Annotated in this window: 15 protein-coding genes; 6 read left to right on the forward strand and 9 right to left on the reverse strand. The window is 66.0% G+C overall.

All coding sequences use genetic code 11. The annotated features are described in order from the left end of the window. The first annotated feature begins 190 nt into the window (after nucleotides 1-190). The 5 genes from rimP to truB all read left to right on the forward strand — a co-directional run bounded on the left by rimP (nucleotide 191) and on the right by truB (nucleotide 6,607). Nucleotides 191-679, forward strand: coding sequence for a ribosome maturation factor RimP (gene rimP, locus AC3WL8_RS24850; protein WP_013957170.1), 489 nt, complete (start codon nucleotides 191-193; stop codon nucleotides 677-679). Then, a complete protein-coding gene (gene nusA / locus AC3WL8_RS24855) occupies nucleotides 676-2,151 on the forward strand; it encodes a transcription termination factor NusA (RefSeq protein ID WP_013957169.1) in 1,476 nt (491 codons plus the stop codon). Before rimP ends, nusA begins: the two co-directional genes overlap by 4 nt. Nucleotides 2,152-2,242: 91 nt before the next feature. Continuing rightward, a complete protein-coding gene (gene infB / locus AC3WL8_RS24860) occupies nucleotides 2,243-5,131 on the forward strand; it encodes a translation initiation factor IF-2 (protein ID WP_013957168.1) in 2,889 nt (962 codons plus the stop codon). 60 nt (nucleotides 5,132-5,191) lie between these two features. Beyond that, nucleotides 5,192-5,560 (forward strand): 30S ribosome-binding factor RbfA, encoded by a 369-nt coding sequence (rbfA, locus tag AC3WL8_RS24865; protein ID WP_010809484.1) that lies wholly within the window; start codon nucleotides 5,192-5,194, stop codon nucleotides 5,558-5,560. A 99-nt stretch (nucleotides 5,561-5,659) separates the two neighbouring features. Next, entirely contained in the window at nucleotides 5,660-6,607 is a 948-nt protein-coding gene (gene truB / locus AC3WL8_RS24870; protein WP_153953618.1) for a tRNA pseudouridine(55) synthase TruB, read from the forward strand. 37 nt (nucleotides 6,608-6,644) lie between these two features. Here the strand turns inward: truB and AC3WL8_RS24875 are convergent, their stop codons facing one another. From AC3WL8_RS24875 to AC3WL8_RS24915, 9 genes are all read right to left on the reverse strand, one after another. Beyond that, on the reverse strand, nucleotides 6,645-7,637 hold the full coding sequence (locus tag AC3WL8_RS24875) for a Bug family tripartite tricarboxylate transporter substrate binding protein (protein ID WP_013957166.1): 993 nt from the start codon (nucleotides 7,635-7,637) through the stop codon (nucleotides 6,645-6,647). An 84-nt stretch (nucleotides 7,638-7,721) separates the two neighbouring features. Beyond that, nucleotides 7,722-8,420: an AroM family protein gene (locus AC3WL8_RS24880; RefSeq protein WP_211979864.1), complete on the reverse strand. Its 699-nt coding sequence runs from the start codon at nucleotides 8,418-8,420 to the stop codon at nucleotides 7,722-7,724. Further along, the gene (locus AC3WL8_RS24885) at nucleotides 8,417-9,340 is read right to left on the reverse strand and encodes a DUF1177 domain-containing protein (protein ID WP_211979863.1); all 924 of its coding nucleotides are present in this window, start codon (nucleotides 9,338-9,340) and stop codon (nucleotides 8,417-8,419) included. Before AC3WL8_RS24885 ends, AC3WL8_RS24880 begins: the two co-directional genes overlap by 4 nt. 60 nt (nucleotides 9,341-9,400) lie before the next feature. After that, nucleotides 9,401-10,105, reverse strand: a complete 705-nt coding sequence (gene pepE / locus AC3WL8_RS24890; protein ID WP_211979862.1) for a dipeptidase PepE — start codon at nucleotides 10,103-10,105, stop codon at nucleotides 9,401-9,403. Nucleotides 10,106-10,123: 18 nt separating this feature from the next. Beyond that, on the reverse strand, nucleotides 10,124-10,906 hold the full coding sequence (locus AC3WL8_RS24895) for an IclR family transcriptional regulator (RefSeq protein WP_013957162.1): 783 nt from the start codon (nucleotides 10,904-10,906) through the stop codon (nucleotides 10,124-10,126). 198 nt (nucleotides 10,907-11,104) lie between these two features. Beyond that, on the reverse strand, nucleotides 11,105-12,718 hold the full coding sequence (locus tag AC3WL8_RS24900) for a DHA2 family efflux MFS transporter permease subunit (protein ID WP_013957161.1): 1,614 nt from the start codon (nucleotides 12,716-12,718) through the stop codon (nucleotides 11,105-11,107). Between the two features lie 2 nt (nucleotides 12,719-12,720). Beyond that, the gene (locus AC3WL8_RS24905; protein WP_013957160.1) at nucleotides 12,721-13,977 is read right to left on the reverse strand and encodes an HlyD family secretion protein; all 1,257 of its coding nucleotides are present in this window, start codon (nucleotides 13,975-13,977) and stop codon (nucleotides 12,721-12,723) included. Between the two features lie 44 nt (nucleotides 13,978-14,021). Then, entirely contained in the window at nucleotides 14,022-15,566 is a 1,545-nt protein-coding gene (locus AC3WL8_RS24910) for an efflux transporter outer membrane subunit (RefSeq protein ID WP_211979861.1), read from the reverse strand. Nucleotides 15,567-15,664: 98 nt separating this feature from the next. After that, a complete protein-coding gene (locus tag AC3WL8_RS24915) occupies nucleotides 15,665-16,153 on the reverse strand; it encodes a MarR family winged helix-turn-helix transcriptional regulator (protein WP_211979860.1) in 489 nt (162 codons plus the stop codon). Between the two features lie 188 nt (nucleotides 16,154-16,341). Between AC3WL8_RS24915 and typA the strand changes: the two genes are divergently transcribed. After that, the gene (typA, locus tag AC3WL8_RS24920; protein ID WP_153953615.1) at nucleotides 16,342-18,162 is read left to right on the forward strand and encodes a translational GTPase TypA; all 1,821 of its coding nucleotides are present in this window, start codon (nucleotides 16,342-16,344) and stop codon (nucleotides 18,160-18,162) included. Nucleotides 18,163-18,277 lie beyond the last annotated feature (115 nt).

The following is an 18,277-nucleotide window of genomic DNA, read 5'->3' on the forward strand; positions in this document are numbered from 1 at the left end:
CAAAAAGCCATCCTCGTCGAGGATGGGCGAATGATGGGCATTGCGCCCATTTTTTTTTGGTTCGCCCGTTTTTCGGTTCTCTCCGCTGGAGCGGGGGGATGGCGGACAGGCAGGGCTGCAGCAGGGTCGTCCCGGACGGCACCGGCGGGTTTGCCTGCCACGGTGTTGATGGCCATTACTCGGGATAACAGTGCATCTGGCAGATTTGATCGAAACCACCCTAAGCGGCATGGGATATGAGCTGGTCGAGCTCGAGCGTGCCCCGGCCGGATTGCTGCGTGTCTATATCGATCAGCCTGAAACCGGCATTGCCATCGAGGATTGTGAAAAGGTGAGCCGCCAGCTCACCCACGTGTTCACAGTCGAGAACGTCGACTATGAACGCCTCGAGGTTTCGTCGCCCGGACTGGACCGGCCGCTGAAGAAGCTGGCCGACTACGTTCGCTTTGCCGGCGAGGAGGTGCGCGTGACGCTGCGCCTGCCCGTCAACGGACAGAAGAACTTCACAGGCATCCTGCGCGAGCCCACCGGCGCGGCGGGCGAGGAGAAGATTGGCCTGGAGTTCGAGGGCAAAGATGGCCCGGCGCTGCTGGAATTTGCCGTATCCGATGTCGACAAGGCACGCCTGGTGCCGGTGATCGACTTCAAAGGAAATCAAAGAAAAGGGAACAAGCAATGAGCCGCGAAGTTCTGTTGCTCGTCGATGCGCTTGCGCGTGAGAAGAACGTCGACAAGGATGTGGTATTCGGTGCCCTGGAGGCGGCGCTCGCCTCGGCCACCAAGAAGCGTTTCGAGGAAGACGTGGATATCCGTGTCGCGATCGATCGCGAGTCGGGCGAGCATGAAACCTTCCGCCGCTGGCTGGTCGTTCCCGACGAGCTGGGCCTGCAAGAGCCGGACAAGCAGATCCTGCTGTTCGAAGCCCGCGATGAAACCCCCAGCATCGAGCTGGGTGATTTTATCGAGCAGCAGATCGAGTCGGTCGAGTTCGGCCGCATCGGTGCTCAGGCTGCCAAGCAGGTCATCCTGCAGCGCATCCGCGACGCCGAGCGCGAGCAGATCCTGAACGACTACCTGGATCGCGGCGAGAAGATCATGACCGGCACGGTCAAGCGCGCCGACAAGAAGGGCCTGATCGTCGAGTCCGGCCGCGTGGAAGCGCTGCTGGCCCGCGACCAGATCATCCCCAAGGAAAACCTGCGCACCGGTGACCGCGTGCGTGCGTATATCCTGAATGTGGACCGCGCCGCGCGCGGCCCGCAGATTGAACTGTCGCGCACCGCGCCCGAGTTCCTGATCAAGCTCTTCGAGAACGAAGTGCCGGAAATGGAAGAGGGCCTGCTGGAGATCAAGGCGGCTGCCCGTGATCCGGGCGTGCGCGCCAAGATCGCCGTGGTCGCGCATGACAAGCGCATCGACCCGATCGGCACCTGCGTGGGCGTGCGTGGCACGCGCGTCACCGCGGTGCGTAACGAGATCGGCGGCGAGGCCGTGGACATCGTGCTGTGGTCGGAAGACCCGGCGCAATTTGTGATCGGCGCGCTGGCGCCGGCGCAGGTGCAGTCGATCGTGGTGGATGAAGAGAAGCACAGCATGGACGTGGTGGTCGACGAGGAAAACCTCGCCGTCGCCATCGGCCGCAGTGGTCAGAACGTGCGCCTGGCGTCCGAGCTGACCGGCTGGCAGATCAACATCATGACGCAGGAAGAATCGGCGCAGAAGCAGGCCGAAGAGAGCGATGTCGTGCGCAAGCTGTTCATGGCCAAGTTGGACGTGGACGAGGAAGTTGCCGACATCCTGATCGAGGAAGGCTTCTCCACGCTGGAAGAAGTGGCTTATGTCCCCATCAGTGAAATGATGGAGATCGAGGCCTTTGACGAAGACACCGTCAACGAGCTGCGCAATCGCGCGCGTGATGCGCTCCTGACGATGGAACTGGCCCGGGAAGAAAAGGTGGAAGAGGTGTCGCAGGACCTGCGCTCGCTCGACGGCCTCAACCCGGAATTGATCGGCAAGCTGGCCGAAGGCGATATCCATACGCGTGACGACCTGGCCGAACTGGCCGTGGACGAGCTGGTCGAGATGACCGGTGTCAGCGAGGAAGAAGCCAAGTCGCTGATCATGAAAGCACGGGAACATTGGTTCAACTGAGGGACACGCCCGGGCCGGCCTACACTTGGCCCGGGCGCGCTTTCCGCAACGATTTGTCCCGACGTAGAAACCAAGCATTGAAAGGGTTTGAATGGCAAGCACAACAGTTGCCCAACTGGCCGCAGAACTGAGTCGCAGCGCAGCTGCCCTGCTGGAACAATTGCAGGCGGCTGGGGTGGGCAAAGCGACGCCAGAAGACATCATCACGGAATCGGATAAGACCAGGCTGCTGGACTATCTGAAGCGTTCGCACGGCCAGGCCGACGACAGCTCCCGCAAGAAGATCACACTGACCAAGCGCGAAACCTCCGAGATCCGCCAGTCGGATGGCACCGGCAAGACCCGCACGGTCCAGGTGGAAGTGCGCAAGAAGCGCGTGCTGATCAAGCGCGACGAAGCTGCGCCCGATACCCAGGCCGACGGGGCCGAAGCCCAGGCGCCTGTCGCCGATGCTGTCGAGGAAGCACGCCGCGACGAGGATGAACGCCAACAGGCTGAACTGCTGGCGCGCCAGGAAGCTGAAGCCAAGGCCGCCCGCGAGGCAGCCGAGCGTGAAGAAGCCGAGCGCCGCGCCCGCCAGGAAGCGCTGGAGGCTGAACAGCGCCGCCAGGCCGAACTCGCCGCCCGCAAGGCGGAGGAAGAGGCTGCCGCATCGCGCGCCGTGACCGAGGCCAACGAGGATTCCTCGCGCAAGAAGGCAGAGGACGAGAAGGCACGCGTAACCGCCGAACGCGCCGAGGCGCAGAAGGCTGCCGACGAGGCCAAGGCTGCTGCCGACAAGGCCCGCGCCGAGCAGGAAGTCGCTGCGCGCAAGCGCCGCGAGGCTGCCGAAGCCGAGGCCCGCGCGATCCAGCAGATGCTGAACGCCCCGCCGCGCGTGCTGAAGGCGCCGTCCGAGCGCAAGGCTGAAGAGAAGAAGGCCGAGCAGACCGGTACGCTGCACAAGCCGGTGAAGCCGGCCGGTGCGACCACGGAAGCGAAGAAGGACGAAAAGAAGCCGGTCACCACGACCACGACCACGGCAACCGCCGACAAGAAGGGCAAGGTCGTAAAGGCGGGCTGGCAGGACGACAGCAGCCGCAAGAAGGGCAGCGGCCTGAAGACCCGTGGCGATACGTCGGGTGGCGTGGGCGGCTGGCGCGGTGGCCCGCGTGGCCGCGGCGGCAGGCAGCAGCAGCATGACGACAGCCGCAGCAGCTTCCAGGCGCCGACCGAGCCGGTCGTGCGTGAAGTGCACGTGCCGGAAACCGTCTCCGTGGCCGACCTGGCGCACAAGATGGCCGTCAAGGCGTCCGAGGTCATCAAGCAGATGATGAAGCTCGGCCAGATGGTGACCATCAACCAGGTGCTGGACCAGGAAACCGCCATGATCGTGGTGGAAGAAATGGGCCACAAGGCGTATGCCGCCAAGCTGGACGATCCGGAAGCGCTGCTGGTGGTGGGTGGTGAGGAACACACCGACGCCGAGTTGCTGCCGCGTCCGCCGGTGGTGACCGTGATGGGTCACGTCGACCACGGCAAGACCTCGCTGCTGGACTACATCCGCCGCACCAAGGTGGCAGCGGGCGAAGCCGGCGGGATTACGCAGCACATCGGTGCCTACCATGTGGAAACCGACCGCGGCGTGATTACGTTCCTGGATACCCCGGGTCACGAGGCCTTCACGGCCATGCGTGCCCGCGGTGCCAAGGCGACCGATATCGTGATCCTGGTGGTGGCCGCCGACGACGGCGTGATGCCGCAGACCAAGGAAGCCATCGCGCATGCCAAGGCTGCCGGTGTGCCGATCGTCGTGGCGATCAACAAGATCGACAAGCCCGATGCCAACCCGGACCGCGTCAAGCAGGAACTGGTGGCCGAGCAGGTGGTGCCGGAAGAATACGGCGGCGATTCGCCGTTCGTGCCGGTTTCCGCCAAGATGGGTACCGGTGTGGAAGACCTGCTCGAGCAAGTGCTCCTGCAAGCCGAAGTGCTGGAACTGACGGCGCCGGTGGATGCCCCGGCCAAGGGCCTGGTGGTGGAAGCCCAGCTCGACAAGGGCAAGGGCCCGATCGCAACCATCCTGGTCAGCAGCGGCACGCTCAAGCGTGGCGATGTGGTCCTGGCTGGCAGCGCCTACGGCCGCGTGCGTGCCATGCTGGACGAGAACGGCAAGCCGACCAAGGAAGCCGGCCCGTCGATCCCGGTGGAAATCCAGGGTCTGTCGGAAGTGCCTGCCGCCGGTGAAGAAGTGCTGGTGCTGCCGGACGAGCGCAAGGCACGTGAAATCGCGCTGTTCCGCCAGGGCAAGTTCCGCGACGTGAAGCTGGCCAAGCAACAGGCCGCCAAGCTGGAGAACATGCTCGAGCAGATGGCCGAAGGCGAAGTGCAGACGCTGCCGTTGATCGTCAAGGCCGACGTGCAGGGTTCGCAGGAAGCGCTGGTGCAGTCGCTGCAGAAGCTGTCGACCGCCGAAGTGCGCGTGCAGATCGTGCATGGCGGCGTGGGTGGCATCTCCGAGTCCGACGTCAACCTGGCGACGGCTTCGAAGGCGGTCATCATCGGCTTCAACGTGCGTGCCGACGCTGGTGCGCGCAAGCTGGCCGAGCACAACGGCATCGATATCCGCTACTACAACATCATTTACGATGCGGTAGACGAGATCAAGGCGGCGATGTCGGGCATGCTGGCGCCGGAGAAGCGCGAGACCACCATCGGCCAGGTCGAGGTGCGCCAGGTGTTCCGCGTGCCGAAGATCGGTGCGGTGGCCGGCTGTATGGTTACCGACGGCCTGGTCAAGCGCAACTCGCTGGTGCGCGTGCTGCGCAACAACGTGGTCATCCACGACGGCGAGCTGGATTCGCTCAAGCGCTTCAAGGACGACGTCAAGGAAGTCAAGCAAGGCTTTGAGTGCGGTCTGTCGATCAAGAACTTCAATGATGTTCAGGAAGGCGACCAGCTCGAGGTGTACGAAATCACAGAGGTGGCGCGTACGCTGTAAGGCGTCGCAAGCAACGGCAGGCTTCGGCCTGCCGTTGTCATCTCGACTAGACAGTATTGAATGGCCAAGAAAGGCAGCATCTCCTCCCGCAATCTCCGCATCTCCGACCAGATCCAGAAGGACCTGGCCGAGATGATCCAGCGCGAACTGCGCGACCCGCGCCTCGGCCTGGTCACGCTGCAGTCGGTCGCGCTGACGCCTGACTATGCGCACGCCAAGGTGTACTTCACCGTGCTGGGCGCAGAAGCCGCAGAGGCGGAAGCCATCCTGAACGAAAAGGCCGGCTACCTGCACTCGCTGCTGTACAAGCGCCTGCACATCCATACCGTGCCGACGCTGCGCTTCTTCCACGATACCTCGGTCGAACATGCGATCGAGATGTCCAAGCTGATCAACGAAGCGAACGCCACGCGTTCGAAAGACGACTGAAGCCGGCGCCCATGCCTCCCTGGCATGGGTTTCGCGGCCGCACGATTTACATTGCCGCCATCCGCGCCGCATCGCCGTCCCGCCTCCCGCTTTCTCCCGATGACCGATTCCAACGCCAACCGTCCGCCGCGCCTGCCGCGCCGCGAGGTCCATGGTGTGCTGCTGCTCGACAAGCCGCTGGGCCTGTCGTCCAACGACGCGCTGGTGCGCGCCAAGCGCCTCTTGCGCGCGGCCAAGGCAGGCCATACCGGCACGCTGGACCCGCTTGCCACGGGGCTGCTGCCGCTGTGCTTCGGCGAGGCCACCAAGTTTTCGCAAGACCTGCTGGAAGCGGACAAGACCTATGACGCCGTAGTGCGGCTGGGCGCGCGCTCGAGCACGGGCGACGCCGAAGGCGAACTGCTCGACGTGCGCGAGGTCACCTGCGACCGCGCCGCGGTGGAGCAGGCGCTGGCAAGCTTCCTCGGCGAGATCGAACAGGTGCCGCCGATGCATTCGGCGCTGAAGAAGGACGGCCGCCCGCTGTATGAATACGCGCGCGCCGGCCAGACCGTGGAGCGCGCGGCGCGCCGCGTCACCATCCGTTCGATTGCGCTGCTGGACTGCGCCTTGCCCAATGCCCCGTCGTTCACGATGCGGGTGACGTGCAGCAAGGGCACCTATATCCGCACGCTGGCCGAGGACATCGGCGAAGCGCTGGGCTGTGGCGCGCACCTGACCGGACTGCGCCGCATCGCCGTGGGCGACCTGACGCTGGACGGCGCGGTGACGCTGGAACAGATCGAACAGCACGACGACGCGCAGCGCCCGACCATGCTGGCACCTGTGGACGCCTTGCTGCAGAAGTGTGCGCCGGTGCATCTGGACGAGGCCGCTGCAGCGCGCTTCCTGCAGGGCCAGCGCATTGCCCAGCGCGACCTGCCGGCCGGCACCGGGCTGGCCGAGGATGCGCTGGCGCGCGTCTATGCCGGCGAGCCGGCCCGGCTGCTGGGCGTGGCGCGCATGCGCGAAGGCGCGTTGCGGCCGGAGCGGCTGGTCAAGCTGTAAATTGCGTGAGGGGCGTAAGCGGCAGCCCCGTCAGCAATTACTCTAGCGTGATCCTGGCCGTCTTGATGACATCGGCCCACAGCTTGCGATCCTGGGTGAGGAAGCCGGCGAAATGCTCCGGTGTATCGCCCACGGGCTCGGAGCCGAATTCAGCCATTTTCTTCCTGACTTCCGGGTTCGCCAGGGCCTTGAGCAGCGCCTGGTTGTAGCGGACCACGATCGCCTTCGGCAGGTCCTTCGGCCCGAAGATGCCTTGCCAGGTGGGCATGTTGAAGTCCTTCAGGCCGCTCTCGGCAAGCGTCGGCACCTCCGGCAACAAGGGCGAGCGCTTGCTGCCGGTGACCGCCAGCGCCTTGACCTTGCCGGTCTTGGCCAGCGTCGCCGCGGTGGTGATGTTGTCGACCGTCATGGCGATATGCCCGCCCATCAGGTCGGTGATCACCGGGGTGGCACCCTTGTACGGCGCATGGACCATGTCGATGCCAAGGCGGTGCAGCATGGTTTCGGCAATCAGGTGATTCGACGTTCCGACGCCGGCTGTGCCGTAAGTGACCTGCGGCGTCTTTTTGACGTAGGCGACGAAGTCCGCCATGGTCTTGACCGGCAGGGCCGGATTGATGATCACGACATTCGGCTGGGTGGCCAGCATGGCGATGGGCGTGAAATCATCCGCCTTGTATGGCGTGCCCTTGGGGTTGAGCAGGTGGGTCACCGCCATCGCGCCGGCGGCGCCCATGCCAATGGTGTAGCCGTCGGCCGGGGCCTTGGCCAGCTTGTCGGCGGCGATATTGCCACCCGCACCCGGCACGTTCTCGACCACCACCGGCACCCCCAGGCTTTCCGACAGCGGGGCCTGCACCAGGCGCGCCAGCAGATCTGCCGAACCGCCGGGCGCAAAACCCACCAGCAGGCGCACCGGCTTGACCGGCTTCCACTCCTGCGCCTGCGCGCCCGGGATCACCGCCGCGCCCACGCTCATCCACATCATGCCGCGCACCAGCGGCCCCATCCACTTCGCCACCTTTTCCATTGTTACTTCCACTCCAGCAGTGTCATGGGCAATTTGTCAGCGGGCTCGCCCTTACCCGAAAATGCGTTCGCTTCCTGCCCTGATTCAGGCCGCGGCACCCGCCAGTACCTGCCCCAGCAGCCTTGCCACCATGCGGTTGGAGAGCAGCACCGGGGCGCCGGCATGGCGCGCCACCTCAGCCCGCATGGCTTCGGTGTAGCCCATGCAGTGCATCACCACCAGGTCGCAGCCGCGCAGTGTCTCGCCCGCCTGCGCGAAGCGGCCGGTGCTTGTGTCCGTATAAGGCGAGGCATGCGTGACGCGCAGTTCGCAGGACACCGGCTGGATCAGGTGGAAGCCGCTCACCTGGGCTTCCAGCGGCAACACGATGCCGAGCCGCTTGCAGCCCTGCGCCAGCGCCACGGTCAGGTGGTCCACCACCTGCTGCGGTTCGATGACCAGGGTCTGCATCGGCGGCAGGGCGGTGCCGGTGCACAGTGGCACCAGGGCGTCGAAGCGGCCGTCGTCCAGCGAGGTCATCAGCCGGGCCAGCATCGCCTCGGCCACCGGCTTGCCCATCACCGCCTGCGTGCCGTCACGCAGCCGGCTGGCAAAGCGGTACTCGCCGGGCGCGGGCGCCAGCGCGGCAATGTCCTGCGGGCCCAGCGCGTCCAGGATGCCGAACTCTTCCACCGTGGCCGGCAGGCCCAGGTCGGCAATCATCTGCGGGACCACATCTGTCCTGGGCGCCTGCCCGATGGTGACGAAGGCCACGCGTGGCTGGCGTGCGGCAGGCGTGTTCATGCCTCGGTGCCCACGGTCTGCAGATGGGCCAGCGAGCCATAGCGGCGCTGCAGCTCGGCCCACTCGGCCGCGTCGTAGAAGTCGCATTGGCCCTGGCCGAACTGCTTCGCCACCTCGATGCAGAAGCGCGTCGCCACGTCGATGTCGAAGGCGTTGGTGACGCCGGTCGCGCAGCCTGGCACAGTGGTCTGCGCGGTCAGCGCCACGCCCACGACCGGGGCAGGGGTCACGATGGCCGGCTGCATGATCGAGTTGACATGCCACAGGCCGTTTTCATACGGCGTGATGTCCTGGGTGGTCAACGGCAACACCATCGGCAGTTCGCCGCTGACCCATCCCATCAGGTCCAGCATCCGTTCCGGCAGGCGCAGCAGCCAGCCTTCCTTGGCCACGGGTGTCAGCGCCACGCCGCGGCGGTTGACGAAGCGGTTGCCGCGCGTGGTGTCGACCGACAGGATCGCCGCCATCCGCTGGTGCACCTCATGCGACATCATCGTGCGCATCGCAAAGGGCGATTTCATCATCGGCACCGGATGGTGCGGCCGCGTGGCGGCGTGCGGGCAGATATGGGTGTGGATGCGCACCGGCCCGGCCAGCACGTCGCCGGTGGCGGCCATGTCGGCCAGCTTCAGGGCGCTGGCGACGGCCACGATGGCGCCGTCGGCATCGGATACCAGGCCCGTCACGGCCGGGCGCGCGCCGACGCCGCCCAGCCGGCCCACTACGCCAAGCGCGGGTGCATCCGGGTTCTGTCCGGGTACCGTGCAGGCGAGGAAATCGGTGTAGAGGCCGTTCTTTTCCACGCGCGTGACGGTGACATCGTCCAGGCCGCGCGAGCGCAGCAGTGAGGCGACAGCTGCGCCGTCGACATTCGCTGCCGACAGCAGCTCGATCGATTCAATAACCTGCTTGATAGACATCTTGCTTGACTTCCTGGGGCTGGGGAGGGGTTCCGTACGCTTGGGCTCAGGCCAGCAAATTCAGCGCGGCAGTGAAAGCGCGCCGGGCTGCACGTCGGCAATCTCCGCGCCCCTGAACCATCGCGCGGCATGGGTGCCGCCCATTTCGAAGCGATCGTCCGAGACCCGTACCCAGTTGCCTTCGGGCAGGCCCAGCACCGGCATGTCGGGCTGCAGCACGGTGAATTCGGCCAGGCGCTGGTCGCGCGTTTCGCCGCGGAAGCCGGGCACGACCAGATTGAAGTAGTGCGGGTTGATCTGGAAGGGGACTAGCGCCAGGGCGTCCAGGCCGCCTGGATCAGCCACCGGCATGTCGTTGGTGGTGCGAATGGTCGGGCAGGCCAGGTTGGCGCCCGCGCTCCAGCCGATATAGCGCGCCGCACCGGATCGTACCTGCGCCGAGATCGGCGCCAGCAAGCCGCGCTCGCGCAGGCACTGCAGCAAGCGGAACGTGTTGCCGCCGCCAACGACGATCAGTTCGGCCGCCTCGATGGTGCGCACGGCTGCCGCCGGCTCGGCCAGACGGTGTAGTGATTGCACCGCGATGCCGACCGGCGCGAAGGCGTCGCGGACCAGCGTCTCGTAGGTGTCCCAGTCGCGCGTGACGCCGGCGAACGGGATAAAGCAGGCAGTCTTGCGGCTGGCGGCCAGGTCGCGGATCGCTTCCTGGGCGTGGACCAGGTAGCCGGCGTCGCTGCTGGAGTTGCTGAGTAACAGGAGTTCCATGGGTCGTTGCGGCAAAGTCTAGATAAGTGAGGCGGCGTCGAGCCACAGTGGGTCGCCGATGCGCTGTCCCACGGGTGCCACGGCCTGCACCAGCGTCGCGCGCAGCGCCTGGGCCTGGGCCTGGCTGACCTGCATCGCGGTGAAAGACAGGCACAGTCCGCGCACGTCGCCTGAGAGCGGGTCTGCCAGCGTGGTGGCCACGGCGCCGATGCCCGGCATGCCTTCGTTCACGGCGATGGCGCTGCGCTCGGCGCCGGCCGTCGCCACGCGTTCGCGCAGCTCGGCAACCGTGGCAGGACAGCCGGCGGGTGCATCCGGCAGCTTGCGGGCGCCGGCGGCGCCATAGCGCGCGCTGAATTCAGGCTCGGGCAGGCGCGACAGCAGCACCCGGCCCATCGCCGTGGTGAATGCCGGCCGGCGTGCGCCGGGCGGCGACAGCACCTGCACCGGGTTGCTGCCGTTCAGGCGTTGCAGCACGACGGTGTCGGTGCCGTCCAGCATCGACAGATAGGCGGTGAAGCCGGTGGCTTCGGACAGAGTGGCCAGGATCTCGCGGCATTGCTCGTCGAAGGGATGCGCCTGTGCAGCGGCCTGCGCTGCGCGGATCAGCAGCGCGCCAGGGCGGTAGCGCCGCGTGGACGGCTGCAGTTCCAGCAGGCGATAGCGCACCATCTGGGCGAGCAGGCGCGAGGCCGAACTCTTGGCAAGGCCCAGTTCGTCCAGGACATCGTTGAAAGTGATCTCGTGCCGGTGATGCCCGAACAGGTCCAGCACGCTTTCCACGCCTTCAAGAATGCTCACTCCGCCACTCCACGCTCCGTATCTCTATTACCTGTTTGGTTCCGGTTTTCGGAACGTAGGTTCCGTAATTCGGTTTACAAATAATAGAAGCACGAAGACAGGAACACAAGGGGGGCATTCCCGGCGCAGCAACCCGGCGGCGAAGCAAAAAAAATGGCCCCGATCAGGGGCCAAGTCTTGAAAACCGGAGAGGTCGGGTCAGTGCGCCGCCATCGCATCAGCCGACCCGCCACCGCCCTTGGCCGGCCGCGTCAGCCAGACAAAGCCGATCAGCACGAAGAACAGCATCCCCGAGATCCAGAAGATATCGTTGGCGCCGAGCATGGCAGCCTGCTGGGAGATGTTGCGCTCGATCACGCCCATTGCCTGGGCCTGGCTCATGCCCATCTGCATCAGGTGGCTGAGCTGGTCGTGGTAGGCCGAGTTGTACGGGTTGACCTGTTCCACCAGCTGCGCGTGGTGCAGGGCCGAGCGGTTTTCCCATACGGTGGTCGAGATCGAGGCGCCGATGCCGCCGAAGGTGATCCGCACGAAGTTCGACAGGCCCGAGGCCGCCGGGATCTTCTCGGGCGGCTGGCCCGACAGGATGATCGACGTCAGCGGGATGAAGAACATCGCCATCGCCGCGCCCTGGATCAGCGTGGGCACCATCAGCGTCCAGGTATCCACCTGCGTGGTGAAGCCCGAGCGCATCAGGCTGACGATGCCGAAGGTGATGAAGGCCGCGGTGGCGACCCAGCGCGCGTCCATCTTCGGCAGGTTGCGCCCGATCACCGGTGACAGCAGGATCGCGAAGATCCCGACCGGCGCCATCACGATGCCCGCATCCGTCGCGGTATAGCCGACGATGGTCTGCAGCCACAGCGGCAGGATCACCAGGTTGCCGAAGAACAGCCCGTACGCCACCGAGATCGCCACCACGCCGGAGCTGAAGTTGCGGCCCTTGAACAGGCTGATGTCGACGACGGGGTGCTTCTCATAGGTTTCCCATGCCAGGAAGAAGAGGAAGCCGACAATTGCCACCAGCGTCAGCACCACGATCTCGGTCGAGTGGAACCAGTCCAGCTCCTTGCCCTTGTCGAGCATCAGCTGCATCGAGCCGACCCAGATCACCAGCAGCGCCAGGCCGATGCGGTCGATCGGCAGTACCTTGGTCGGGGTCTCGCGGTCCTTGTAGATGGCCCAGGTGACATAGGCCGTGATGATGCCCACCGGCACGTTGATGTAGAAGATCCACGGCCAGGTCATGTTGTCGGAGATCCAGCCGCCCAGCAGCGGCCCCATGATCGGCGCCACCAGCGTGGTCATGCCCCACAGTGCCAGCGCCATGGTGCTCTTCTGCGGCGGATAGCTCGACAGCAGCAGCGACTGCGACAGCGGGATCATCGGCCCGGCCACCGCGCCCTGCAGGACCCGTGCGGCCAGCAGCGTCTCGAGGTTGGGCGCGACGCCGCACAGCCACGATGCCAGCACGAACAGCAGGATCGAGGTGATGAACAGCCGCACCGCGCCGAAGCGCGTGGTCAGCCAGCCGGTCAGCGGCACCGAGATCGCATTGGCCACCGCGAACGAGGTGATGACCCATGTGCCCTGGTTGGGCGCGACGCCCAGGTCGCCTGAAATCGCCGGGATCGACACGTTGGCGATCGACGAGTCCAGCACGTTCATGAACGTGGCCAGCGACAGCGCGATGGTGCCGACCACCAGCTTGCCGCCGGTCAGCGGCCGCGGCTGCTGCGACGCCAGTGGCGGGACCGGCCGCGCCGGCGCCTGGCTGCCGTCGGACTGCGCGGCGGTGGGGGAGTTGGCCATGATCAGGTGTTGGCGGGCTTGGCGTTGGCGGCGCTGGCCGAGGGCAGGCCGGTGCTGCGGCCGCCGTTGTTGGCGGCGATGATGTGCGCGATCAGCTGGTCGGCGTCCTGCGCTACCTTTTCATAGACATCGGTCTGCATCGGCTTGGCCGGCGCGGCGGCGGCCATGGCGGCGCCTTCCTCGCGGCGCACGTCGACCTTGACTGTCATCGACAGGCCCACGCGCAGCGGGTGGTCCTTGAGCTGCTGCGGGTCAAGCGCGATGCGCACCGGCAGGCGCTGCACCACCTTGATCCAGTTGCCGGTGGCGTTCTGCGCCGGCAGCAGCGAGAAAGCCGAGCCGGTGCCGGCCGAGAAGCCGGCGACCTTGCCCTGGTATTCCACCTTGGAGCCGTACACGTCGGCTTCCAGCGTCACGGGCTGGCCGATGCGCATATGCGTGATCTGCACTTCCTTGAAGTTGGCGTCGACCCAGACCTGGTCCAGCGGCACCACGGCCATCAGCGGCGCGCCGGCGGCCACGCGCTGGCCGACCTGAACCGAGCGCTTGGCAACATAGCCGGTCACCGGCGCCGGCATGGCCGAGCGCGCGAACGACAGGTAGGCCGAGCGCAGGTTGGCGGCGGCGCGCTGCACGTTGGGGTGCTTCTCCACCGTGGTTTGGTCGGTCAGCACCTTGTTCGACGCCAGTTGCTCGCGCGCGGCCAGCAGCGCCGACTCCGCACCCTTGAGCGCGGACTGCGCGTGCGAGATCTCTTCATTCGAGACCGCGCCCGAGCCGGCGATGGCCTGGCGGCGGCGCAGGTCGTCGCGGGCCTTGGCCACGTCGGCTTCGCGCAGCGCCACGTTGGCGGCGAGCGAGCCGTTGTTGACGTACAGCGTGCGCACTTCGCGCACGGCCTGGGCCAGCTGGGCTTCGGCCTGTTCCAGCGCCACTTGCGAATCGGCGCGGTCAAGCTGGATCAGCGGCTGGCCGGCGGTGACCAGTTGCGTGTCGTCGGCGGCGATCGACACCACGGTGCCGCCCACCAGCGGCGTGACCTGGACCACGTTGCCGGCGACATAGGCGTCGTCGGTGTTTTCAAAGTGGCGGGCGTACATGCCCCAGTAAACGCCATAGCCGATGCCGGCGACCACGATTGCCGCAGTCAGCGACAGCAGCATGCGCTTGCGCTTGCCGTTGTTGTTGGTGCTGGCCGGCGCTTGCTGGGCAGGGTGCTGGGGGGTGTTGGGGCCGGCCGCTTGCTGGTTGTTGCTCATGATGTCTTCTGAATAATCTTGTGTTCGATCACCGGGTGCGCGGATCAGCCGCGAGCGCCCGCCTGGGTGTTGTGCTGTTGCTGCGCCGGGTCGTGGCCGGCGCTCTCGTGGCCTTCCACAGGCTCCTGGTAGCCCCCGCCGAGCGCCTTCATCAGGCCCATCTGCAGGTCCAGCCGCCGTGCCTGCAGGTCGGTCGCCAGGCGGCGCTGCTGCAGCACGTTGCTTTCGGCGTTCAGCACGGTCAGTTGCGTGCCCAGGCCGGCCTTGTAGCGGGTGGTGGCCAGTGCATAGGCGTGCTCGGCCAGGTCCAGGGCTTCGCGCTGGGTCTGGATCTGCTTGTCGACGCTGCGGATGCTGGTCATGGTGTCGGCGGTCTCGCGCAGCGCATCGACCAGGGCCTGGTTGTAGTTGGCCACGGCGATGTCGTAGCCGGCGTACTTGCCCTTCAGGTTGGCGCGCAGCTTGCCGCCTTCGAAGATCGGCAGGCGGATAGTCGGGCCGATGCCGAAGGTGCGGCTGACGCTCATCAGCAGGTTGGACGGATCCAGCGCGGCAAGCCCGGCAAAGGCGGTCAGGCTGACGTCAGGCAGGAACTCCTTCTTGGCGACATTGATGTCCTTGGACGCCGCCTCCACGCGCCAGCGTGCCGCCACCAGGTCCGGCCGGCGGCCCAGCAGGCCGATGGTCAGGTTGTCGGGCAGCGTCGGCGTGGCCTGCGCCAGCAGCACCGGCGGCTGGATCTGCAGCCCCCGGTCCGGGCCCTTGCCCAGCAGCGCTGCAAGCTGGTTGCGCGCCAGGGCGATTTCCTCGTCCACGCGCTGCAGGTCGGTGCGCGAAGCAGCCACCGTGCCGCGCGCCTGCGTGGTCTCGACCTGGGTGTCGAGGCCGGCGGCCAGGCGCTGGCGTGACAGCTCGGTCAGGTCGCCGCGCTGGGCGATGGCGCGCTCGGCCACGTCGCGCTGGGCGTACAGCGCCGCCAGGCGGGCGTAGTTGCGGGCGATCGAGGTGGCCAGGATCAGGCGCGAGGCCTGGCTTTCAGCCTCGGCGGCGCGGTCGTCGGAGAGCGCCGCTTCCAGCGCATCGCGGTTCTTGCCCCAGAAATCGAAGTCATAGGACAGGCCCACCTGCAGGCGCGACTGGTTCTGCCACGATCCCGCCAGCGGGGTGCCTTCGAACAGGTCTTTCTCGGAGATGCGCTGGCGGAGCAGGCTGCCTTCGAACTCCAGGTGCGGATAGAGCGCGCTGCGGGTGGCATCGGCCATGGCGCGCGAAGCTTCCACGCGGGCGAACGCGGCCTGCAGGCTCGGGTTGTCCTTGACCGCCTCATCGACCAGGGCGCTCAGCTGGGGGTCCTTGAACTGCGCGACCCAGTCCTGCGAGGGCCATTGGCCGTGTTCGTCGGGCAGGGTCTGCGAGGTTGCCATCGTGGCCGGGTCGGCCACGGTCTGGGTGCTGTGCGAATTGCCGAGTGCCGCGCAACCGGCCAGCACCGCCGCGGCCATGGCAGTCAGCGCAAGCACGCTGGCACGGCGCGCCAGCGTGCGTGGGGTGGCGCGCCGGGGGGATTGGGGGGAGAGAGCTTGTTTCATGGTGTTGCTCCGCTGCCGGAGCCTTACGGTTTCTACGGGCTGATACGGTGTCCGGTTGATCGGACGATCTGGTGTGCCGGAGGCCGGCGTACAGCCCGCTACCCGCTGTTGTTATCGATGATCCGCCGCAGCATGCTGCGCAGCAGTTGGATCTCATCCTCGGAAAAACCGCGGAAGTGGTGGGCAAGTACCTTGCAGAAGATGGCGGGCAGCCGTTCCACCAGTTCCTGGCCCTGTGGCGTGACCGACAGGTCGACCACGCGGCGGTCGGCGTCGCGGCGCCGGCGTTCGATCAGCCCGCGCTTTTCCATGCGGCTGAGCAGGCGCGTGACCGAGCCCATGTCGGTATTCAGTTCGCGGCCCAGGTCAGTTACGGTCGCGGCGCGGCCGGTGGCCAGCATCATCAGGCAACTGGCTTGGGCCTGTGTGATGTCCAGACTGCTCACTTCCTGCTCGACCCCATGCGCCAGCATGTTCTTGGCGCGTTGCATGAGGTAGCCGACGCTATCGCACATCTGGTACTCGGTGGGGTCGAACGGGCCGGCCGTGGATTCGGCTGGCTGATCGGTGGAAGGGAGCCGTGACATCTTTGCCTTTGCAATCTTTGCTGTGACAAATATATGTTCACGTTTAATGATGCGCAAGAACGGAAATTGGTTATTCCACTTTTCGCAATGATATTCATTCGGTAAGTGGCGGTTCCGATCAACGCGTCTTGCGCTGCAACATGCTAGAATGTTGGGTTACCTCAGATTCTCCAAAGCGAGACGCAGCAATGACCCGCGCCATCCGAAATATCGCCATCATCGCCCACGTCGATCATGGCAAGACCACCCTGGTCGACCAGCTCCTGCGCCAGGCAGGCACCTTCCGCGACAACCAGCAAGTCGCCGAACGGGTGATGGACTCGAACGACCTGGAAAAGGAACGCGGGATCACGATTCTCGCGAAGAACTGTGCCGTCGAATACAACGGCACCCATATCAATATCGTCGACACCCCGGGCCACGCCGACTTCGGCGGTGAAGTGGAGCGCGTGCTGTCGATGGTCGACGGCGTGCTGCTGCTGGTCGACGCAGTCGAGGGCCCGATGCCCCAGACCCGCTTCGTCACGCGCAAGGCGCTGGCGCTGGGCCTGAAGCCGATCGTGGTGGTCAACAAGATCGACCGCCCGGGCGCGCGCCCGGAATGGGTGATCAACCAGACCTTCGACCTGTTCGACAAGCTGGGCGCCTCCGACGAGCAGCTCGACTTCCCGGTGATCTACGCCTCGGGCCTGAACGGCTTTGCCGGCCTGACCGAAGACGTGCGCGGCGGCGACATGAAGCCGCTGTTCGAAACCGTGCTGGACAAGGTGCCGGTGCGTGACGACGATCGGGACGGCCCCCTGCAGCTGCAGATCATCTCGCTGGACTACTCCAGCTACGTCGGCAAGATCGGCGTGGGCCGCATCTCGCGTGGCCGCGCCCGTCCGCTGCAGGACGTGGTGGTCAAGTTCGGCCCGGAAGGCAACCCGATCAAGGGCCGCATCAACCAGGTGCTGAAGTTCCAGGGCCTGGAGCGCGAGATCGTGCAGGAAGCCGAAGCCGGCGACATCGTGCTGATCAACGGCATCGAAGAACTGGGTATCGGCTGCACCGTGTGCGCGCCGGACGCCCAGGACGCGCTGCCGATGCTGAAGGTGGACGAGCCGACGCTGACCATGAATTTCTGCGTCAACACCTCGCCGCTGGCCGGCCGTGAAGGCAAGTTCGTGACCAGCCGCCAGCTGCGCGAGCGCCTGGACCGCGAACTGAAGTCCAACGTGGCGCTGCGCGTGGCCGATACCGGCGACGACACCATCTTCGAAGTGTCTGGCCGCGGCGAACTGCACCTGACCATCCTGCTGGAAAACATGCGCCGCGAAGGCTACGAGCTGGCCGTGTCGCGTCCGCGCGTGGTGTTCAAGGAAATCGACGGCGTCAAGAACGAGCCGTACGAACTGCTGACCGTGGACGTCGAAGACAGCCACCAGGGCGGCGTGATGGAAGAGCTGGGCCGCCGCAAGGGCGAGCTGCTCGACATGGCCTCGGACGGCAAGGGCCGCACGCGTCTGGAATACCGCATCCCGGCCCGCGGCCTGATCGGCTTCCAGGGCGAATTCCTGACGCTGACGCGCGGCACCGGCCTGATCAGCCATATCTTCGACGACTACGCACCGGTGCGCGAAGGCGGCCTGGGCGAGCGCCACAACGGCGTGCTGATCTCGCAGGACGACGGCGACGCCGTGGCCTACGCGCTGTGGAAGCTGCAGGACCGCGGCCGCATGTTCGTCAAGCCGGGCGATGCGCTGTACGAAGGCATGATCATCGGCATCCACAGCCGCGACAACGACCTGGTGGTCAACCCGATCAAGGGCAAGCAGCTGACCAACGTGCGCGCTTCGGGTACCGATGAAGCGGTGCGCCTGGTGCCGCCGATCCAGATGTCGCTCGAGTATGCGGTGGAATTCATCGCCGACGACGAGCTGGTCGAGCTCACGCCCAAGAGCATCCGCCTGCGCAAGCGCCACCTGAAGGAGCACGAGCGCAAGCGCGCTTCGCGCGAAGGCGCATAAGCGCTGGCTGTGCCAACAAAAAACCGCGCCCGTGAGCGCTAATGCCGTTCAGTTAAGGTCCTTTCTGAGGAACCGGACGGTGTAGCGCTTAGGCAGGGCTTTGACCACGCGGGGG

Source organism: Cupriavidus sp. FW305-F7 (genome assembly GCF_058782875.1).